The sequence below is a fragment of the Dyella marensis genome, from assembly GCF_049532885.1.
GTDB classification, from domain to species: Bacteria; Pseudomonadota; Gammaproteobacteria; order Xanthomonadales; family Rhodanobacteraceae; genus Dyella_D; species Dyella_D marensis.
Window position 1 is genome coordinate 3962133 of record NZ_CP064029.1, and the last position, 18966, is coordinate 3981098.

21 protein-coding genes are annotated in these 18966 nt (G+C 69.0%); 13 read left to right on the forward strand and 8 right to left on the reverse strand.

Going from position 1 to position 18966, the window contains the following annotated elements; genetic code table 11:
- Window position 1: 1 nt before the first annotated feature.
- A complete protein-coding gene (locus ISN75_RS17365; RefSeq protein WP_167256653.1) occupies window positions 2-631 on the reverse strand; it encodes a DUF47 domain-containing protein in 630 nt (209 codons plus the stop codon).
- A gap of 154 nt (window positions 632-785) precedes the next feature.
- Here ISN75_RS17365 and ISN75_RS17370 point away from each other — a divergent pair, with 154 nt between their 5' ends.
- Window positions 786-2108 carry a hemolysin family protein gene (locus ISN75_RS17370; RefSeq protein ID WP_168647897.1) on the forward strand — a complete coding sequence of 441 codons (1323 nt, stop codon included), beginning with the start codon at window positions 786-788 and terminating at the stop codon, window positions 2106-2108.
- A 92-nt stretch (window positions 2109-2200) separates the two neighbouring features.
- Here the strand turns inward: ISN75_RS17370 and ISN75_RS17375 are convergent, their stop codons facing one another.
- Window positions 2201-2989 carry an RNA methyltransferase gene (locus tag ISN75_RS17375; protein ID WP_168647896.1) on the reverse strand — a complete coding sequence of 263 codons (789 nt, stop codon included), beginning with the start codon at window positions 2987-2989 and terminating at the stop codon, window positions 2201-2203.
- Between the two features lie 248 nt (window positions 2990-3237).
- Here ISN75_RS17375 and ISN75_RS17380 point away from each other — a divergent pair, with 248 nt between their 5' ends.
- On the forward strand, window positions 3238-4041 hold the full coding sequence (locus ISN75_RS17380; protein WP_167256648.1) for an inositol monophosphatase family protein: 804 nt from the start codon (window positions 3238-3240) through the stop codon (window positions 4039-4041).
- A 122-nt stretch (window positions 4042-4163) separates the two neighbouring features.
- Here the strand turns inward: ISN75_RS17380 and hda are convergent, their stop codons facing one another.
- From hda to ISN75_RS17400, 4 genes are all read right to left on the reverse strand, one after another.
- Complete coding sequence (gene hda / locus ISN75_RS17385) at window positions 4164-4859, reverse strand: DnaA regulatory inactivator Hda (RefSeq protein ID WP_167256646.1); 696 nt, start codon at window positions 4857-4859, stop codon at window positions 4164-4166.
- Window positions 4856-6031: an AI-2E family transporter gene (locus ISN75_RS17390; RefSeq protein ID WP_167256645.1), complete on the reverse strand. Its 1176-nt coding sequence runs from the start codon at window positions 6029-6031 to the stop codon at window positions 4856-4858. Before ISN75_RS17390 ends, hda begins: the two co-directional genes overlap by 4 nt.
- Before the next feature lie 88 nt (window positions 6032-6119).
- Window positions 6120-6680, reverse strand: a complete 561-nt coding sequence (locus ISN75_RS17395) for a CDP-alcohol phosphatidyltransferase family protein (protein ID WP_343820957.1) — start codon at window positions 6678-6680, stop codon at window positions 6120-6122.
- Window positions 6681-6705: 25 nt separating this feature from the next.
- Complete coding sequence (locus ISN75_RS17400) at window positions 6706-7683, reverse strand: DUF2066 domain-containing protein (protein WP_343820954.1); 978 nt, start codon at window positions 7681-7683, stop codon at window positions 6706-6708.
- 94 nt (window positions 7684-7777) lie between these two features.
- On the opposite strand from ISN75_RS17400, the gene purM reads away from it, so the two are divergent.
- From purM to ISN75_RS17415, 3 genes are all read left to right on the forward strand, one after another.
- The gene (gene purM / locus ISN75_RS17405) at window positions 7778-8806 is read left to right on the forward strand and encodes a phosphoribosylformylglycinamidine cyclo-ligase (protein WP_343820951.1); all 1029 of its coding nucleotides are present in this window, start codon (window positions 7778-7780) and stop codon (window positions 8804-8806) included.
- A gap of 75 nt (window positions 8807-8881) precedes the next feature.
- Window positions 8882-9547, forward strand: coding sequence for a phosphoribosylglycinamide formyltransferase (gene purN, locus ISN75_RS17410; protein WP_167256637.1), 666 nt, complete (start codon window positions 8882-8884; stop codon window positions 9545-9547).
- A gap of 58 nt (window positions 9548-9605) precedes the next feature.
- Entirely contained in the window at window positions 9606-10319 is a 714-nt protein-coding gene (locus ISN75_RS17415) for a DUF3108 domain-containing protein (RefSeq protein WP_167256635.1), read from the forward strand.
- A gap of 82 nt (window positions 10320-10401) precedes the next feature.
- Here the strand turns inward: ISN75_RS17415 and murA are convergent, their stop codons facing one another.
- Together murA and ISN75_RS17425 are read right to left on the reverse strand one after the other, a co-directional pair.
- On the reverse strand, window positions 10402-11661 hold the full coding sequence (murA, locus tag ISN75_RS17420; protein WP_167256634.1) for a UDP-N-acetylglucosamine 1-carboxyvinyltransferase: 1260 nt from the start codon (window positions 11659-11661) through the stop codon (window positions 10402-10404).
- A 40-nt stretch (window positions 11662-11701) separates the two neighbouring features.
- Window positions 11702-11941, reverse strand: coding sequence for a BolA family protein (locus ISN75_RS17425; protein WP_026636810.1), 240 nt, complete (start codon window positions 11939-11941; stop codon window positions 11702-11704).
- 248 nt (window positions 11942-12189) lie between these two features.
- Here ISN75_RS17425 and ISN75_RS17430 point away from each other — a divergent pair, with 248 nt between their 5' ends.
- The 8 genes from ISN75_RS17430 (at window position 12190) to hprK (ending at window position 18962) form a co-directional block, all read left to right on the forward strand.
- Window positions 12190-13203, forward strand: coding sequence for a KpsF/GutQ family sugar-phosphate isomerase (locus tag ISN75_RS17430; protein WP_343820944.1), 1014 nt, complete (start codon window positions 12190-12192; stop codon window positions 13201-13203).
- Between the two features lie 112 nt (window positions 13204-13315).
- Window positions 13316-13861, forward strand: a complete 546-nt coding sequence (locus ISN75_RS17435; protein ID WP_343820942.1) for an HAD family hydrolase — start codon at window positions 13316-13318, stop codon at window positions 13859-13861.
- Window positions 13858-14460, forward strand: a complete 603-nt coding sequence (lptC, locus tag ISN75_RS17440; protein WP_167256628.1) for an LPS export ABC transporter periplasmic protein LptC — start codon at window positions 13858-13860, stop codon at window positions 14458-14460. The genes ISN75_RS17435 and lptC overlap by 4 nt, the downstream gene beginning before the upstream one ends.
- Window positions 14461-14464: 4 nt before the next feature.
- Window positions 14465-15052: a lipopolysaccharide transport periplasmic protein LptA gene (gene lptA / locus ISN75_RS17445; protein WP_243868121.1), complete on the forward strand. Its 588-nt coding sequence runs from the start codon at window positions 14465-14467 to the stop codon at window positions 15050-15052.
- A 3-nt stretch (window positions 15053-15055) separates the two neighbouring features.
- Window positions 15056-15775 (forward strand): LPS export ABC transporter ATP-binding protein, encoded by a 720-nt coding sequence (gene lptB, locus ISN75_RS17450; RefSeq protein ID WP_167256624.1) that lies wholly within the window; start codon window positions 15056-15058, stop codon window positions 15773-15775.
- Between the two features lie 149 nt (window positions 15776-15924).
- On the forward strand, window positions 15925-17385 hold the full coding sequence (locus tag ISN75_RS17455; protein WP_167256622.1) for an RNA polymerase factor sigma-54: 1461 nt from the start codon (window positions 15925-15927) through the stop codon (window positions 17383-17385).
- A gap of 145 nt (window positions 17386-17530) precedes the next feature.
- Complete coding sequence (hpf, locus tag ISN75_RS17460; RefSeq protein ID WP_167256620.1) at window positions 17531-17857, forward strand: ribosome hibernation-promoting factor, HPF/YfiA family; 327 nt, start codon at window positions 17531-17533, stop codon at window positions 17855-17857.
- Window positions 17858-18011: 154 nt separating this feature from the next.
- Window positions 18012-18962, forward strand: coding sequence for an HPr(Ser) kinase/phosphatase (gene hprK, locus ISN75_RS17465; RefSeq protein WP_167256618.1), 951 nt, complete (start codon window positions 18012-18014; stop codon window positions 18960-18962).
- Window positions 18963-18966: the final 4 nt, after the last annotated feature.

Below are 18966 nucleotides of genomic sequence, written 5' to 3' on the forward strand. Positions count from 1 at the left end.
CTCAGGAGTTCTTGAGCACGATGGAATACACGATGTTGCCGACGTCGCGGCACTTGTCGATGGCTTTCTCGATCAGCTCGAACAGGTCCTTGGCCAGCATGGCGCGCATGGCGTCGCTGCCTTCCACGTACAGCGTGCGGTACGGCGCCAGCAGCATGCGGTCGCCTTCGGATTCCAGCGTCTGCAGGCGGTCCTGCAGCTTCTTCACCGGGTCGATGCGCAGGCCGCGGCGCAGCTCGCCGATCATTTCCGACACCACCGCGCTGGCCTGCTCCAGCACCTGGGCGCGCTGGGCGAAGTCCACGTCGGACAGGCGCGCGGCGACGATCTCGTAGCGCTCGGCGAACTTCTCCACCGTCTTGGGGATCTTGTACAGCGCCGAGTTCAGCGCCTCGATGTCCTCGCGGTCCAGCGCGGTGACGAAGGTGTTGACCAGTTCCTCGCTGATCTGCGCGGCCAGTGCTTTCTCCCGGGCCCGGGCCGAGGCGAAGGCGGCCATCACCGGGGCGCGGTCGCTATGGGTCACCAGCTCGTGCAGGGCGCGGGCGCTTTCCCGCACCGCCTCCGCGCTTTGCTCGAGCAGGCCGTAGAACTTGTCGCCTTTGCCGAAGATCGTCTGCAGTGAAAACATGCGCGGAATGCCTGGAAGCCGATGGGAAGAAAGGAAAATTGACGGATATGTTACAGGACAGGCTTAAGCCCCGGCAGCAAGCCCCCGCTGCCGGCCCCGCCCCCGCAGGCCTTACACTCCCGGCCATGCCCCGACCTGCTACCGCTTCCCCCCGATGCTGACCGAGATCGCGACCGTCTTCGTGCTCGCGCTGGCCAACGGCTTCTTCGCCCTCTCGGAAATGGCCCTGGTCGCCTCCCGCAAGAGCCGCCTCAAGCAGATGGCCAAGACCAGCCGGCGCGCCCGCGTCGCGCTGCGCCATGCCGAGGCGCCCGAGCATTTCCTGTCCACCGTGCAGGTGGGCATGACCCTGGTGATCCTGGTCACCGGCGCCATCGCCGGCGACGCCCTGGGTGACCACATCGCCGAGGCCATCCACGGTGGCCGGGCGGCCTGGCTGGAGCCGTACGCCAAGGTGATCGGCCTGGTGCTGGGCTTCGCCCTGATCTCCTTCATCCAGATCGTGATCGGCGAACTGGTGCCCAAGCGCCTGGCGCTGTCGGCGCCGGAGAAAGTCTCCGGCTTCGTCGCCATGCCGATGCTGGTGCTGTCGCGCATCGCCGCGCCGTTCGTGTGGCTGCTGAATTTCTCCAGCAGCCAGCTGCTGCGCCTGCTGCGCGTGGCCAAGCGCGGCAGCGATGCGGTGACGGAAGAGGAAATCCGCCTGCTGGTGGCCGAAAGCGCCGAGCAAGGCGTGCTGGACGCCGACGAGCACAACATGGTCAACCGCGTGCTGCGCCTGGGCGACCGCACGGTGGACAGCGTGATGACCCCGCGCACCCGCATCGCCTGGCTGGACGTGGCCGCCACGCCGGAAGAGAACGACGAAGTGCTGCGCGACACGCCGTATTCGCGCTATCCGGTCTACCGCGCCGACGAAAGCGACGTGGTCGGCGTGGTCGAGGTGAAGCACCTGCTGCGCAATTTCCGCCACGGCTCGCCGGACCTATTCGGCCGCATGGCCAAGCCGCTGTTCGTGCCGGCCACGGCGCGCGCGCTGGACCTGCTGGAAGAATTCCGCGACGCCGAGACCCAGCTGGCCCTGGTGGTGGACGAATACGGCGACATCGAAGGCCTGGTCACCCTCAACGACCTGCTCTCGGCCGTGGTCGGCGCCAGCCAGCGCGGCAGCCAAGGCGGCGAGGAAACCGCGCCGATCGTGCCGCGCGAGGACGGCAGCTGGCTGGTCGACGGCTCGATCTCCACCGACGACCTGCGCGAACTGCTGCACGTGGACCACCTGCCCGGCGAGCAGGAACACGAATACCGCACCGCCGCCGGCATGGTGATGGCCGTGCTCGGCCATATCCCGCAGACCGGCGAAGTGTTCGCCTGGCAGGGCATCCGCTTCGAAGTGGTGGACCTGGACGGGGCGCGCATCGACAAGCTGCTGATCACGCCGGCGCGGCCGATCGAAATGGCCGAAGACGAGCAGTAGCTCAGGGGCGGGGAACTTGCGAGGTCCCGCAACTTTGCGGCGTTTTGTTCTTGTGAATGCCTAGGTGACGCAAGATCTGGCTTGTATCGAGGTCAATGCTCCCCGTTCCCTTTTCCCTGTTCCCCGGCTTGCTTCGCAAGCCCAGCCATCCGCTGCGCGTCGGCGAAGATGCCGTGCAGGATGCGCAGCTCGCGCTCGTCCATCTGCGCGCGCTGGAACAGCTTGCGCAGCCTCAGCATGATCGTGGTCGGCGCGCGGCCCTTGTGGAAGTCGATGTCGTCCAGCGTCTCGGCGAGGTGCTCGTAGAAGCGCTCCATGCGCGCCGCATCGGCCGGCGGCTCGGCGTCGTCGCGCACCGGCGCCGCCGGCACCTCGCCGCCGAGCAGGGCCACGCGCAGTTCGTAGGCCATCACCTGCACCGCCTGCGACAGATTCAAGGAGCTGAAATCGTCCACGCTGGGAATGCGCACCATCGCGTGGCAGCGCGCCAGCTCCTCGTTCTCCAGGCCGGTGCGCTCGTTGCCGAACACCAGCGCCACCTGCTCGCCGCGGCTGGCGGCGGCCAGCACGCGCGTGGCGGCTTCGCGCGGGGAGAGTTCTTCCAGGTCCACGCCGCGCCGGCGCGCCGACAGGCCCAGGGCCAGGCTGCAGCCGGCCAGGCCATCGACCAGGCCCTCGTGCACGCCGGCTTCGGCCAGCACCTCGTCCGCGCCGGCGGCCAGGGCCGAGGCCTCGGCATGGGGAAAGCGGTGCGGGGCGACCAGGGTCATGCGGCCGAAGCCCATGGTGCGCATGGCCCGCGCCGAGCTGCCGATGTTCCCCGGGTGCGAGGTGCGCACCAGGACGAAGCGGACGAGGGAGGCGAGGTCGGTAGGCGGCATGGGAGGGCGGTGGACGGAGAAGGGGCGCAAGGATAGCGGGAACGGGGAACGGGGAACGGGGAACGGGGAATATGTAGAGCGGCAGCCATGGATGTGTCTTGCTTCGTGGCATGCGGTCAGAGCGTTGCATTCAGGGCGATTTGCCAGACTCTCAAGTTCCCCGCTCCCCGTTCCCTGCTGCCTATTCCCCGTTCCCCCTCCCTGCTAAACTCCGCGGCCGCTCCCCGTTCTTTCGAAAAGCCGAAGCCATGCCCAGACCCGCCGTCAACGTCGCGGTGCGCGCCGCTCGCGCCGCTGGAAACGTGATCCTGCGCTATATGAACCGCATCGACGGTCTCAATATCGTGGAAAAACAACGCATGGACTTCGCCTCGGAAGTCGACCGCCTGGCCGAAGCCGAGATCGTCAAGGAACTGCGCCGCGCCTACCCGAGCCACGCCATCCTCGCCGAGGAAAGCGGCCAGATGGGCAAGGGTCCGCTGACCTGGGTGATCGACCCGCTCGACGGCACCCACAACTATCTGCGCGGCATCCCGCATTTCTCCGTGTCCATCGCCCTGCTGGAAAAGGGCGAGCCGGTCTACGGCGTGGTGTTCGATCCGCTGCGCGGCGAGCTGTTCACCGCCAGCAAGGGCGACGGCGCCTACCTCAACGACCGCCGCATCCGCGTCAGCCGCCGCGAGGACCTGGGCGGCGCGATGATCGCCACCGGCTACCCCTACCGCCAGCGCCAGCATCTGGAAGCGCAGCTCAACATGACGCGCGTGCTGCTGGGCCAGGCCGAGGACATCCGCCGCTCCGGCTCGGCCGCGCTGGACCTGGCCTACGTGGCCGCCGGCCGCTACGACGGCTATTTCGAGATCGGCCTGAAGCCGTGGGACATGGCCGCCGGCGTGCTGCTGGTGCGCGAGGCGGGCGGCCGCTACGGCGATTTCGCCGGCCGCGACGGCATCCCGGCCAGCGGCAACATCATCGCCGGCAACCTGCACGTGGTGCAGGCGATGACCGAGATCATCGGCGCGCAGTCGACGCCTGGCCTGCTGAAAGCGTAGGCGTAGGTTGGGGTGAGCCGAAGGCGAACCCCAACATCGTCACGTCCAAACGCACCGCAATGTTGGGGTTCGCCTGCGGCTCACCCCAACCTACGCCGATGGGTTTACGCGATCGGTACGGATCAGCCCTGATCCTTGAGGAAGCCGCGCAGGAACGGCACGGTGATGCGCCGCTGCGCGGCGAGCGAGGCCTTGTCGAGCTTGTCGAGCAGGTCCAGCAGCGCGCCCAGGTCGCGCGCGTAGCGGGCGAACAGCCAGTCCAGCACGGTGTCGTCCAGCTCGATGCCGCGGCCGGCGGCCTGGCCTTTCAGCACGGCGCGGCGCTCGGCGTCATCCAACGGCTTCAGCACCGCCTGCTGGCAGGCGCCCAGGCGCGAGCGCAGGTCCGGCAGGCCCAGGCCGAGCTGGGCGGGAATCGCTTCGGCGGCGAACAGCATGGCCAGGCCTTCGGCGCGAGCCTGGTTGTAGACGTCGAACAGCGCGTGCTCGGCCTCGCGGTCGCCGGCGATGGCACCCAGGTCGTCCAGCGCCAGCAGCTCGCTGCCCGCTACGCCGCGGATCGCCGCGGCGCGCTGGCCGATCGTGGCCAAGGGCAGGTACTGCACGGTGCGGCCGGCTTCGCTCGCCGCCTGGCAGGCGGCCATCAGCAGGTGGCTCTTGCCGCTGCCGGCGGAGCCGCTGAGGTAGAGCCAGGGTGTGCGCGGCGTCATCGCCAGTTCGCGCACGGCAGCAACGGTGGCTGCGTTGGAACCGTCATGGAAATGCTCGAAGCGCTGGCGCCGCGGCCAGCGCAGCGCAAGAGGCAGCTGCGGGATCATGCTTGCGGGTCGTCCCGATCCTTCCGGGTGTGTTCTTTCACATCCACCTCGATGCCGTCCTCGCTCTGCTCTACCGCCACTTCCATCTCCGCGATCACCGGGTCCTGCCGCCCTTCCTCCGTATACAGTCCGCTATGCCGGTATCGCTGGCTGAGATAGCGCAGCACCACCAGGATCACGGACGCCGCCGGCAGCGCCAGCAGGATGCCGAGGAAGCCGAACAGATAGCCGCCGGCCAGCACCGCGAAGATCACCGCCACCGGATGCAGGCCGATCTTCTCGCCGACCAGGCGCGGCACCAGCACATAGCCTTCCAGCAGCTGGCCGATCACGAACACCACCACCACCAGCGACACGTGGGTCCAGTCGCCGTACTGCACCAGCACCGCGATCAGCGCCGAGCCGAAGCCGACGATGAAACCCAGGTAGGGCACGAAGCTGAGCAGGCCGGCGACCATGCCGATCAGCGGCCCCACCGACAAGCCGAGCAGTGACAGGCCCGCGCCGTAGAAGATGCCCAGCGCCAGCATCACCAGCAGCTGGCCGCGCACGAAGGCGCCCAGCACCAGGTCCGATTCGCGCGCCAGGTGGGCGATGGTCGGCTCGATCGAGCGCGGCAGCATGTCGTCGACCCACGCCACCAGGCGGTCCCAGTCGCGGAGCAGGTAGAACGCCACCACCGGGATCAGCACCAGGTTGGTCATCCAGGCGATCACGCCCAGGCCCGAGCGGGTGACCTTGCCCAGCACGGTGGATACGACGCCGCCGAGCGAGCCCAGGTGGTCCTTGAGCTCGGCGATCAGGCGGTCGGTGTCGAAGGCGTTCGGGTCCAGCCGCAGCTTGGCCTGCAGCCAGGGCAGCGCGGTGGTGCGCACCCAGTCCACGTAATGCGGCAGGCTCTGCACCAGGTTCTCGACCTGGCGCGAGATCAGCGGAATCAGCAGCAGCAGCGCGCCCACCGTCACCAGCAGCAGCACGAAGAACACCACGCTCACCGCCACCGTGCGGCCCATGCCCAGCCGCTCCAGGCGGTCGGCCAGCGGGTCGCCGAGATAGGCGAACATGCCGGCCACGGCGAACGGCATCAGCACCGGCGCCAGCAGCCAGAGCAGGTAGAGGATCACTGCGGTGATCGCCAGCATCTGCCAGCGGCGGGAAATGTCTTGGGTCATTCGTCGCGGCTCGTCGTGGGAGGTGGCGAGGGCGGCTTGCCAGGCGGCATGGCCTCACGCGCAAGTGTGACTGATGCGCGAGGCGCTGTCAGCGCAGTGCCGCGCGGGCCCGGAGCGACCAGCGCCAGACGTAGTCCGCGCCGCTGGCCAGGCACAGCGCGGCGACCAGCCAGGCCAGCGGGCTCATCGCCGCCAGCCGCCAGCCGGCGCTCCCGGCCAGGATGCCCAGCAGGTAGACGATCTGCAGCAGGGTGCAGGCCTTGGAGACCAGGCTGGGCTCCGGCTGCAGCGGGCCGATCAGCAGCCGCCAGGCCAGCGCGCCGGTGGCGATCACCGCGTCGCGCCCGCATACCAGGGCCGCCAGCCACCACGGCGCGAGGCCGGTCAGCGCCAGCAGTACGAAACAGGTGACCAGCAGCAGCTTGTCCGCCGCCGCATCGAGGATGCCGCCGAGCCGGCTCTGCCAGCCGCAGCGCCGCGCCAGGAAACCGTCCAGGCCGTCGGTGAAGCCGGCCAGCGCGACCAGGCCCAGGGCCAGGCGCGGCTCGCGCGCCAGGATGGCCCAGCCGATCGGCGGGACCAGCAGGATGCGCAGCAGCGTGATCGCGTTGGGCAGGTGGCGCCAGGGTGAGAGCGGCCCGCCAGGCATCGCCGCGCTCCCTGCCGCCGAAGACTCAGTGCACCCAGCGCAGGCTGGCGTCGGCGCCGCTGTGGGCGTCCGCTTCGAGCAGGCGGCCGCCGGCGGTCAGGCTGCCGGCCATCACGTTGAGCGGCAGGCCGGTCTTCACGGCGAACAGGATGCCGTCGTTCTGCGCGCTCAGCGTCACCACCTCGCGCACCATCGGGTCGGCGCGCAGCGTCGCCAGCAGGTTGGCGTAGTCCAGCGCGGAAGCCACGCCGCTCACCCACAGCTTGCCCGCGACATTGCCGGAGCCGATCACGTTGAGCTGCTTGCCCAGGCGGTCGGACAGCGCGTTGCCGGCGTCGACCAGGGTCTGCTGGGTGGGTGCGCCGGTGCTGTTCCACTTCTGCTGCGGGCCGCCGGAAACCAGGTTCCAGTCCGCGCCGTCGGCGCGCAGCTGGCCGAGCAGGACCAGGCCGGTCTTGTACTGGCGGGCCAGGCCGAAGATCTGGTCGGGCTCCGCGCTGGCCACCGAGGGAGCGTCCGCGCTCTTGCCGGGGTCGGCCAGCACCACGTTGTAGCCGCGCTGGGCCACGGCCTGGGACAGCGGCGCCAGGGCGTCCTTGTCCATCACGTTGCCGCTGGCGTCGCGCACCAGCAGCAGCACCGGCGGCTTGCCGGTGGTGCCGGCCACGCCCATCTGCGAGACCGCCCGCTGCACCGCGCCGGAGTCGAAGCTGACCTGCAGCGCCAGCCCGCCGGCGGCGCGCTGGTACTGGTACTGCTGCACGATGCCGGAGGCCGATTTCAGGGTGTCGTCGTAGCCGGGCTTGCCGCGCAGGTCCTGGCCGCCGGCGGTGCGCGCCAGCACCTGGCTGAGCGCCACGCCGAAAGCCTCGTCGCGCTTGGCCTCGCTGGTGTCGGCGACCGGCACGGTGACGGTATAGGGCGAGACCTGGCCCTGGGCGTATGCCGCAGGAAGCAGGAAGGCCAGCAGAAGGCCGACGAACAGCAGGCGTGACAGGCGCATAAGCTCGGAAGGCCGGCGGGGAAAACGCTCCGCAGTCTGCCCAATCCGGCCCCCAGCGTCTATCATTGGGCGTTTCTCCACGCCGGTTCCTGCCATGTCCGACGCACTCACCTACCGCGCCGCCGGTGTCGATATCGACGCGGGCAATGCCGTGGTCGAACGCATCAAGCCCCTGGTCAAGCGCACCTTCCGCCCCGAAGTGATGGGCGGCCTGGGCGGCTTCGGCGGCCTGTTCGACCTGGCCGGGCGCTACAAGGAGCCGGTGCTGGTGTCCGGCACCGACGGCGTCGGCACCAAGCTCAAGCTCGCCCAGCAGCTGGGCCGCCACGACACCATCGGCATCGACCTGGTCGGCATGTGTGTCAACGACGTGCTGGTGCAGGGTGCGGAGCCGCTGTTCTTCCTGGACTACTTCGCCACCGGCAAGCTCGATGTCGACACCACGGTGGCCGTGGTCGGCGGCATCGCCAAGGGCTGCGAACTGGCCGGCTGCGCGCTGATCGGCGGCGAAACCGCCGAAATGCCCGACATGTACCCGCCGGGCGAATACGACCTGGCCGGCTTCACCGTCGGCGCGGTGGAGAAATCCGCCCTGCTGAGCGGCGAGGCCATCGTGGCCGGCGACGTGATCCTGGGCGTGGCCTCCTCCGGCCCGCATTCCAACGGCTATTCGCTGATCCGCAAGATCGTCGAGCGAGCCGGCAGCCCGCTGGAGCTGGACCTGGGCGGCGTCACGCTGGCCGACGCGCTGATGGCGCCGACCACCATCTACGTCAAGCCGATGCTGGAACTGCTCAAATCCGCGCCGGTGCATGGCATGGCCCACATCACGGGTGGCGGGCTGAAGGAAAACATCATCCGCGTGGTACCCGACGGCCTGGGCCTGGCGCTGGACGCCGCCGCCATCGTGCTGCCGCCGGTGTTCGACTGGCTGATGCGCGAAGGCAAGGTGGCGCGCGAGGAAATGTGGCGCACCTTCAACTGCGGCGTGGGCTTTACCGTGATCCTGCCGCGCGACGCCGTGGCCGCCGCCGCCGCGCTGCTGCACAAGCATGGCGTGGCCAGCTCGGTGATCGGCGAAGTGGTGCCGGCGCAGGGCGACGAGCGCGTGCACATCGGCTGAGCCGGTCCGCTCTTTTTCTCTTCCATCGCCGCGCGATCCCCTGCGATCGCGCGGCCTGAATACCCGGCCCCGCGCATGTCCTCTCCTCTCCGCATCGCCGTCCTCGCTTCCGGACGCGGCAGCAACCTGCAGGCCCTGATCGCCGCGCGCGACGCCGGCAAGCTGCCGGTGGAGTTCGTGCTGGTCGGCAGCGACAAGGCGCAGGCCGGCGCGCTGGAGCTGGCCGAGGCGGCGGGCATTCCGCGGCTGGTACTGAATCCGAAGGCGTATCCGTCGCGCCGCGCGTTCGATCTGGATTTGTTCTCGCGCATCGAAGCCACGGGCGCCGACCTGCTGGTGCTGGCCGGCTACATGCGCATTCTCGACGGCGAGGCGCTGCACCCGTGGGTGGGGCGGATGATCAATATCCACCCCTCGCTGCTGCCGAAGTACCGCGGCCTGCATACGCATCGCCGCGCGCTGGAAGCCGGCGATCCGGAACACGGCGCCAGCGTGCATTACGTGACCGCGGAGCTGGATGGCGGGCCGGTGATCGCGCAGGCGCGCATCGGCATCGAGGCCGGCGATCACGAAGACCTGCTGGCGCAGCGGCTGCTCGCCTATGAGCACCGGTTGCTGCCGGCGGTGGTGCGGATGATTGCCGCCGGGCGGCTGGCTTATGCGGCGCCGGATGGCGTGGCGCTGGATGGCGAGCGCTTGTCCTCGCCGCTGGAACTGCGCGGGGACGAGCTGGTCCGCTGACGCGGTCTTCATCGACGCCCAACGAGTCATTCAGCCGGCGCGCGTAGACTGCCCCGCCATGGCTACCCTCACCTCTCCCCGCAAGTTCCTGGCCGGTCTCGCGCTGGCCCTCTCCGCTTCCGCCGCGTTCGCCGCCACCACGCCCACGCCGTTCACCGCCACCTACCAGGTGCTGCAGGGCGACCAGGTGATCGGCGAAGCCACCATCAGCCTCAAGTCCACCGCGCTCGGCTGGGAATACAGCAACCAGACGCGCGGCACCGGCGGCCTGGCCGCGGCGCTGGGCGCCAGCTCCAGCGAGATCACACGCTTTCGCTGGAACAACAACGCGCCGGAAACCGTGGCCTACGACTACCGCATGAACGCGTCGATCAAGAGCAAGCAGCGCACCACGCGCGTGGACTGGAACAGCAAGCAGGTGAGCGTCGACGACGGCAAGGGCGCGGAAACCTATGCCGCCGCGCCGGGCATGGTCGACCGCAACACCGCGCCCTACGCCATCGGCCTGGCGCTGCACGACGGCAAGCAGGCGGTGACCCTGCCGGTGGCGGTGAAGCGCAACGTCGAGAACCAGCAGTTCAAGGTCGCCGGCAACGACGACGTGAAAGTGCCGGCCGGCAGCTTCAAGGCGCAGCGCGTGGAGCGCACCGACAAGGACCAGAGCTTCAGCGCCTGGTACGTGCCGCAGAAATACCTGGTGCCGGTGAAGCTGACCCAGAGCGACGGCGGCAATCTCACCCTGCAGCTGGTGAGCTACCAGGCCGGCCGATAAAGCAGGCGATAAAAAAGGGAGCGCGCGGACAGCGCACTCCCTTCATCAAAAAAGCCGGCAGCGATGCCGGCTTTTTGTCGCCTCAGGACGGCAGGCGGCGGATCTTCGCGCCGAGCACGCCGAGCTTTTCCTCGATGTTCTCGTAGCCGCGGTCGATGTGGTACACGCGGTCCACCGTGGTGTCGCCGTCCGCGACCAGGCCGGCCAGCACCAGGCAGGCGGAGGCGCGCAGGTCGGTGGCCATGATCGGCGCGCCGCTCATCTTGTCCACGCCCTTGATGATCGCGGTGTTGCCTTCCAGGCGGATGTCCGCGCCCAGGCGCTGCAGCTCGTGCGCGTGCATGAAGCGGTTCTCGAACACCGTCTCGGTGATGACGCCCACGCCCTCGGCCACGCAGTTGAGCGCGGTGAACTGCGCCTGCATGTCGGTGGGAAACGCCGGGTACGGCGCGGTGGTGATGTTCACCGCCTTCGGGCGGCGGCCCTGCATGTCCAGCTCGATCCAGTCCGGGCCGGTGTTGATGTGCGCGCCGGCTTCTTCCAGCTTGGCCAGCACCGAGTCCAGCGTGTTGGCGCGCGCGTTGCGGGCGCGCACCTTGCCGCCGGTCATCGCCGCGCCGACCAGGAAGGTGCCGGTCTCGATGCGGTCCGGCAGCACTTCGTATTGCGCGCCGTGCAGGCGCTCGACGCCGTGGATGGTGAGGGTGGAGCTGCCGGCGCCCTCGATCTGCGCGCCCATGGCGATCAGGCAGTTGGCCAGGTCCACCACTTCCGGTTCCTGCGCCGCGTTCTCGATGATGCTGGTGCCCTGCGCGAGCGCCGCGGCCATCATGATGTTCTCGGTGCCGGTGACGGTGACCATGTCCATCACGATGCGGGCGCCCTTCAGGCGGCTGGCCTTGGCCTTGATGAAGCCGTTTTCCACGCTCACCTCGGCGCCCAGCGCCTGCAGGCCGCGGATGTGCTGGTCCACCGGGCGCGAACCGATCGCGCAGCCGCCGGGCAGCGAGACCTCGGCCTGGCCGAAGCGTGCCACCAGCGGGCCCAGCACCAGGATCGAGGCGCGCATGGTGCGCACCAGGTCGTACGGCGCCACGTGGCGATCGGTGGAGCGCGGGTCGACGTGCATCTTCATGCGGTCGTCCAGCACCAGCTGCACGCCCATCTGGCCGAGCAGCTCGATGAAGGTGGTGACGTCGTGCAGGTGCGGCACGTTGCTGATGGTCACCGGCTCGTCGGCGAGCAGGCAGGAGGCGAGGATCGGCAGCACCGCGTTCTTGGCGCCGGAAATACCGACCTCGCCATTGAGCGGCACGCCGCCGCTGATCAGGATCTTGGCCATTCTTGTCCTTGGGGGTGTTCTTGGAACCGGGCGACGGCCGTCAGCGGCGCGCCGCGGCTTCCTCGGGGGTCAGGGTCTTCAGCGCCAGGGCGTGGATCGCACCGCCCATCAGCTCGCCCAGCGTGCCGTAGACCAGGCGATGGCGCGCCAGGGGGAGCTTGCCGGCAAACTGCGCCGCCACCACTTCCGCCTCGAAATGCACGCCGTCGTCGCCGGAAACCTGCGCCTGCGCACCGGGCAGGCCTTGTTCGATCATTGCCTGTATGGTGGCAGCGTCCATCGGGAATCCAGTCGTGGGTCACCGGCGCCTGGGCTTGCGGAATCCCTCATCAGGACCACATCGGCGCCGACCGTGACGATAAAATGCGAATATGCCATGGTAATGGAAATCCGCTGTCACAGAAACGATGCGCGGCCCTTCGGCCCGGTTTCGTCCCAGCCAAGCCTTTGAATCACACGGGAAGCCTTGGCTGACCGTCGCCCGCCGTCACCGGCACCACCGCCGCACGGCCCGCCACCCGAGAACGCATGAACGCCCACGTCGCCCCGCCCGCCAAGCCCGCCCTGCTCGACGCCGATACCCTGGTGCGCAGCGCCCGCACGGTGATCGCCACCGAGGCGGCTTCGATCCGCGCGCTGGAACCGCGCATCGGCCCCTCCTTCGTGGAGGCCTGCCGCATGATCCTGGGCTGCGCCGGGCGCGTGGTGGTCACCGGCATGGGCAAGTCCGGCCACGTCGGCCGCAAGATCGCCGCCACCCTCGCTTCCACCGGCACGCCGGCGTTCTTCGTGCATCCGGGCGAGGCCAGCCATGGCGACCTGGGCATGATCCTGCCGCAGGACATCGTGCTGGCGCTGTCCAATTCGGGCGAGACCGACGAGGTGCTGTTCATCCTGCCGGTGCTCAAGCGCCAGGGCATTCCGCTGATCGCCATCACCGGCAACGAGCGCTCCTCCCTGGCCGACCAGGCCGACGTGCACCTGGACGCGAGCATCTCGGCCGAAGCCTGCCCGCTGGGCCTGGCCCCGACCGCCAGCACCACCGCGGCGCTGGTGATGGGCGACGCCCTGGCCATCGCCCTGCTGGAGGCGCGCGGCTTCACCTCCGAGGACTTCGCCCGCTCGCATCCGGCCGGCAGCCTGGGGCGCCGCCTGCTGCTGCACATCGGCGACGTCATGCACACCGGCGAGGGCATTCCGAGGGTGGCGCCGGACGCCTCGCTCACCGCCGCGCTGATGGAAATGACCCGCAAGCACCTGGGCATGACCGCCGTGGTCGACGCCGAACAGCGCCTGCTCGGCGTATTCACCGACGGCGACCTGCGCCGCGCCCTGGACGACGAGGACGTCGACCTGCGCGGCGCCACCGTGGCCGAGCTGATGACCCGCGGCCCCAAGACCATCGGCGCCGACAAGCTGGCGATCGAAGCCGCGCAGATGATGGAAAAGCATCAGATTCACGCCCTGCTGGTGGTGGACGAGGCGCAGCGGGTGGTCGGCGCGCTGAACATTCATGATCTGCTCCGCGCGCGCGTGGTGTGATGCCTGGCTGGCGCGGGCAGCCGCGCCGCCGGACAACGCTTCGCCGCCCCATGCGTTCTGCCGGCCGGGCCGTTGACCCGGCCCTCCCCCGAGCCCCTGACCAGACTTCCCCGTGGCCCATTACCTCGACCATCTGCCCGCCGAACTGCTCGCCCGCGCCGCCAGGATCCGGCTCGCGGTCTTCGACGTGGATGGCACCCTCACCGACGGCCGCCTGTGGTACGGCGAGGACGGGCGCGAGACCAAGGTCTTCCACGTGCATGACGGCCTGGGCCTGAAGCTGCTGCAGGCGTACGGCGTGCAGGTGGCCCTGATCACCGCGCGCATCAGCCACCCGGTCGCGCTGCGCGCCGAGGAACTGAACATCGCCCACGTCTACCAGGGCCAGCGCGACAAGCTCGCCTGCTTCCGCGAACTGCTGGCCGCGCTGGGCCTGGAGGCCGAGCAGGCCGCCTTCGTCGGCGACGACCTGCCCGACCTGCCGCCGATGCGCCAGGCCGGCCTGGCCGTGGCCGTGGCCAATGCCCACCCCTGGGTGGCCGAGCAGGCGCACTGGCGTACGGCCAAGACCGGCGGCATGGGCGCCGCGCGCGAAGTGTGCGACCTGATCCTGCTCGCCCAGGGCAAGGCCGAGCAGGAACGGGGGCGCTGGCAGTGAGTCTTCGCGATTACCTGCGCGACCGTCGGCTGACGGTCGCGATCGTCCTGGTCGGCGGCGCCGCCGTGCTCAGCCAGCTGCTGCTGTGGTGGCTGGGGCCGGCGCCCAAGCCCAACGACTTCATCGGCCCGCCGCGTTCCGGCTACACCCTGGCCGACTTCAAGGGCTATGTGTACGGCGAGGACGGCCACCCGACCTTCCGCGTCACCGGCCCGCGCCTGGACCGCCGCGAAGGCGACGACTCGCTCTACCTCGACTCGCCCAAGTTCGAGCTCCCGGCCAAGCAGCCCGGCGTGCCGGACTGGAAGGGCGAATCCCGCTACGGCTGGGTGGACAAGAGCGGCACCCTGCTCAAGCTGCAGGGGCCGGTCTACATGCACCGTCCCGCCTACGGCGACACGCCGCAGGCCGAGCTGCATACCTCCGAGGTCACCGCCTGGCCCAAGGAGAACCGCATGGAAACGGCCGAGCCGGCACAGTTGACGCAAGGCGACAGTAGAATGAGCGGCGTCGGCATGCGTGCCAACCTCACTGACAATCACCTGGAGCTGCTCGATGACAGCCACGGCTCGTTCCCGCCGCGCAAACGGAAGTCCTGACCTCATGCGTAGCCGCCTCCTGTTCGCGCTGGCCACCCTCGCCCTGCTGCCGGCCCTTGCGCTGGCCAAGAAGGACGACCGCAGCCAGCCGATGAATTTCACCGCCAAGTCGACCAACGCCTACAACGCGCCCAACAGCATCACCACGCTTACCGGCAACGTGAAGCTGACCCAGGGCACCCTGCTGATCACCGGCGCCGAGGCCAAGGTCTACCTGGACAAGGACACCCAGATCTCGCGCGTGGTGGTCACCGGCAGCCAGGCGCACATCCAGCAGCTGGACGAGAACAACAACCTGATGCAGGGGGACGCCGCCCAGCTCGACTACGACAACATCAACGGCATCGCCGTGCTCACCGGCAACGCCAAGGTGACCCAGCAGGGCCGCGGTGAATTCCACGGCGACAAGATCACCTACAACACCGACACCAGCCTGATCACCGGCGAGTCCGGCGGCGACGGCCTGGTCCACGGCACCTTCCTGCCCAAGCCCAAGCCGGCCGCCGCGGCGCCCGCCGCCAAGCCGGCCGCGCCGGCACCGGCCAGTTCGGCCCCCAAGCCGGCCACGGCGGCTTCGGCCGCGGGTAAGTAATCGATGCTGTCCGCCGAAGGCCTGCAGAAACGCTTCCGCGCGCGCCAGGTGGTGCGCGACTTCGCTTTTTCCATCCGCGAAGGCGAGGTGGTGGGCTTGCTCGGTCCCAACGGCGCCGGCAAGACCACCTGCTTCTACATGGTGGTGGGCCTGATCGAGGCCGACGCCGGCACCATCAAGCTCGACAAGTACGACATCACCGGCCTGCCGATGCATGCGCGCGCCAAGCTGGGCATCGGCTACCTGCCGCAGGAACCGTCGGTGTTCCGCCGCCTCACCGTGGCCGACAACATCATGGCCGTGCTGGAGCTGCGCGAGAACCTCGGCGCCAAGCAGCGCGCCACCGAGCTGGAAAGCCTGCTCGACGAGCTGAAGATCGCGCACATCGCCGACCAGCGCGGCATCAGCCTCTCCGGCGGCGAGCGCCGCCGCGTGGAGATCGCCCGCGCGCTGGCCGCCGAGCCGCGCTACATGCTGCTGGACGAACCCTTCGCCGGCGTCGACCCGATTTCGGTGGGCGAGATCCAGCGCATCGTGCGGCACTTGAAGGAGCGCGGCATCGGCGTGCTGATCACCGATCACAACGTACGTGAGACGCTGGGCATCTGCGACCGCGCCTACATCCTCAACGACGGCGAAGTGCTGTCGCGCGGCACGCCGGCGCACATCCTGGCCGACGAGAAAGTACGCGAGGTCTATCTGGGCCGCGAATTCAGGCTGTAAGGCTTTCCTGATGGCCGCGGTGCGCGCGCCGTCACATTCAGCCATTCGGCCTACGCGAGGATCGGCGGGAACCTATGGCCGCTCCTCCCCCTAGGGGTTAGGATGACCCGAAGCTCATCCAAGCCTTTGGGCTCATTCAAAACAGTGGCATGAAACCCGGACTGCAGTTTCGCCTCAATCAACAGCTCACCCTGACGCCGCAATTGCAGCAGGCGATCCGCCTTCTGCAGCTGTCGCAGCTGGAGCTGGAGGCCGAGCTGCGCCAGATCGCCGAGAGCAACCCGCTGCTGGAGTTCTCCGAGGACGCCGCCAACGAGGGCGACAGCGAAGGCGATGGCGAGGCCGCCACCTTCGACGCTCCCACCGAGGCCGCCACCTCCGCCAACGACGGCGACAGCGGCGACGAGCCGGCCGACTGGAGCGAATCCGGCGGCAACGCCGAAGAACCCATCGACTTCTCCTCCGCCGGCGGCAGCCGCAGCAGCGGCGGCGACGAGGACCACTTCGAACCGCAGAACGCCGCGCCGGAGACCCTGCAGGAACACCTGCTGTGGCAGCTCAATCTCACCCACATGAGCCTGCGCGAGCGCACCATCGCCGCGATCATCATCGATGCGCTCAATGCGGACGGTTATCTGGGCGAGACGCTGGAATCGGTCACCGCCGCGGTGCCGGCCGACCTCAAGGCCACCGTCGAGGAAGTCGACGCCGTGCGCCGCCAGGTGCAGCGCTTCGATCCCACCGGCGTGGCCAGCCTGGACCTGCGCGACTGCCTGCGCGTGCAGCTGGAGCAGTTCGATCCGGACCTGCCTCAGCGCGAGCTGGCGCTGCGCATCGTCGACAGCGAGCTTGAGCTGTTGGCGCGCAACGACATCGCCCGCCTGTCGCGCCGACTGCGCGCCAGCGACGAGGAAACCCACGCCGCGGCCATGCTGATCCGCAGCCTGGACCCGCGCCCCGGCGCCGCGCTCGACGTCACCCCGGTGGAATACGTCGCGCCCGACGTCTACGCGCGCAAGGACAGCGGCCGCTGGCGCGTCAGCCTCAATCCCGACTGCCAGCCGCGGCTGGGCCTGAACCAGCATTACTGCAACCTCATCGCGCAGGCCCGCGGCGAAGACGCCAGCTGGATGCGCGGCCAGCTGCAGGAGGCCCGCTGGCTGATCAAGAGCCTGGAATCGCGCGCCGAGACCCTGCTCAAGGTGGCCGAGGCCATCGTACGCCGGCAGAGCGCCTTCCTCGACTACGGCCCCGAGGCCATGCATCCGCTGGTGCTGCGCGAGGTGGCCGAGGAAGTGGGCATGCACGAGTCCACCATTTCCCGCGTCACCACCCGCAAGTACATCCATACGCCGCGGGGCACCTTCGAGCTGAAGCACTTCTTTTCCAGCGGCGTGTCCACGGAAGACGGCGGCAGCGCGTCCGCCACCGCCATCCAGGCCATGCTGCGCAAGCTGATCGACGCGGAAGACCCGCGCAAACCCCTGTCCGACCAGGCCATCGCCGAGGAACTGCACCGCAAGGGCATCCAGGTGGCGCGCCGTACGGTCGCCAAATATCGGGAGGCCATGCGAATTCCCAGCTCCAGCGAGCGCCAGCGGGCAGGTTGACCGGCGCGCAAGTGCGCCTGGACGGGAACTTGGCGGGATGGAAAGCGTCCCCATACCAAGAGATGACTGTGATGTGTCGGCGACCATCCGGCACCGGCGCATCGACCCACGCCGCGTCATGCGGCAGTACCAGAGGAGGCGCACCATGCAAGTCCAGCTCAGCGGCCAGAAGATCGAGATCACCCAGGCCCTTCGCGAACGCGTGAACGGCCACTGTGAGCGACTTACCCGCCTCGAAAGCAGACTCCTCGAATTGAGCGTCGTCCTCTCCGTCGACAAGCTGCAGCAACGCTGCGAAGGCACGCTCAAAGTCCCCGGCGCCGCACCGCTCCACGCGGAAGCCACCGAATCGGACATGTACGTCTCCATCGACAACATGTTCGACAAGCTGGTGGCGCAGTTGCGCAAGCACCGCGACAAGGTGTGCGACAAGCACCAGCGCGAAGTGCGCGAGGAACGCCAGTACGGCTGAACCTCGCCGGCCCGCCCCGCCCGCCGGGGCGGGCCGCTCCCAAGCCCGGCCCCAGCCCGTGCCGTCTTGCGGCGCACCAAACCGTCCGAACTGGCACAATGTGCGCCATCGCCACCGGCCCCTGCCGGGCATCACGCGGTGCAAAGGATTCGGTTTGGACCGGCTTACCGCCCGACAACTCTACGATGGCGTGCACGAGCGCATGGCCCTGCGCTGGGTGGCCGGCATGCGCGGCGAATCGCGGGTGCTCGAGCGCGGCGTGACCGCGTCGCGGCGTCCTTCGCTGATCGGCTATCTCAACGTCATCTATCCGAACAAGATCCAGATCATCGGCACCGAGGAGCTGAATTTCCTCGACGCCCTGGATTCGCGCCAGCGCTGGGAAGCGATCAACAAGATCGCCGCCTACCAGCCGGTGGCGATGATCGTCACCAAGGACCAGGCCATTCCCCCCGACCTGCGCGAGGTGGCCGAGGAAACCAACACCCCGCTGTGGATCAGCTCCAAGCGCGGCCACGAGCTGCTCACCTGGATGCAGTACCACCTGGCGCGCATGCTGGCGCCGAAGGTCACCCTGCACGGCGTGTTCCTGGAGGTGTTCTCCATCGGCGTGCTGATCACCGGCGAATCCGGCTCCGGCAAGAGCGAGCTGGCGCTGGAACTGATCAGCCGCGGCCACCGCCTGGTCGCCGACGACGCCACCGAATTCACCCTGATCGCGCCGGACGTGATCGACGGCACCTGCCCCGAGCTGCTGCAGGATCTCCTGGAAGTGCGCGGCCTGGGCGTGCTCAACGTGCGCGAGATGTTCGGCCACACCGCGGTGAAGCCGTCCAAGTACCTGCGCCTGGTGGTGCACTTGAAGCCCATGCGCGAAGGCGAGGACACCGACGGCCTCACCCGCCTCACCGGCGACGTCGGCCACCGCGACATCTTCGAGGTGGCGGTGCCGATGATCACCATTCCCGTCGCGCCCGGCCGCAACCTCGCGGTGCTGGTGGAAGCGGCGGTGCGCAACCATATGCTGAAAAGCAAGGGCATCGATCCCGCCCAGACCTTCATCGACCGGCAGGCCCACCAGATGCGCCGCCTGCCCCCGTGGTGACACG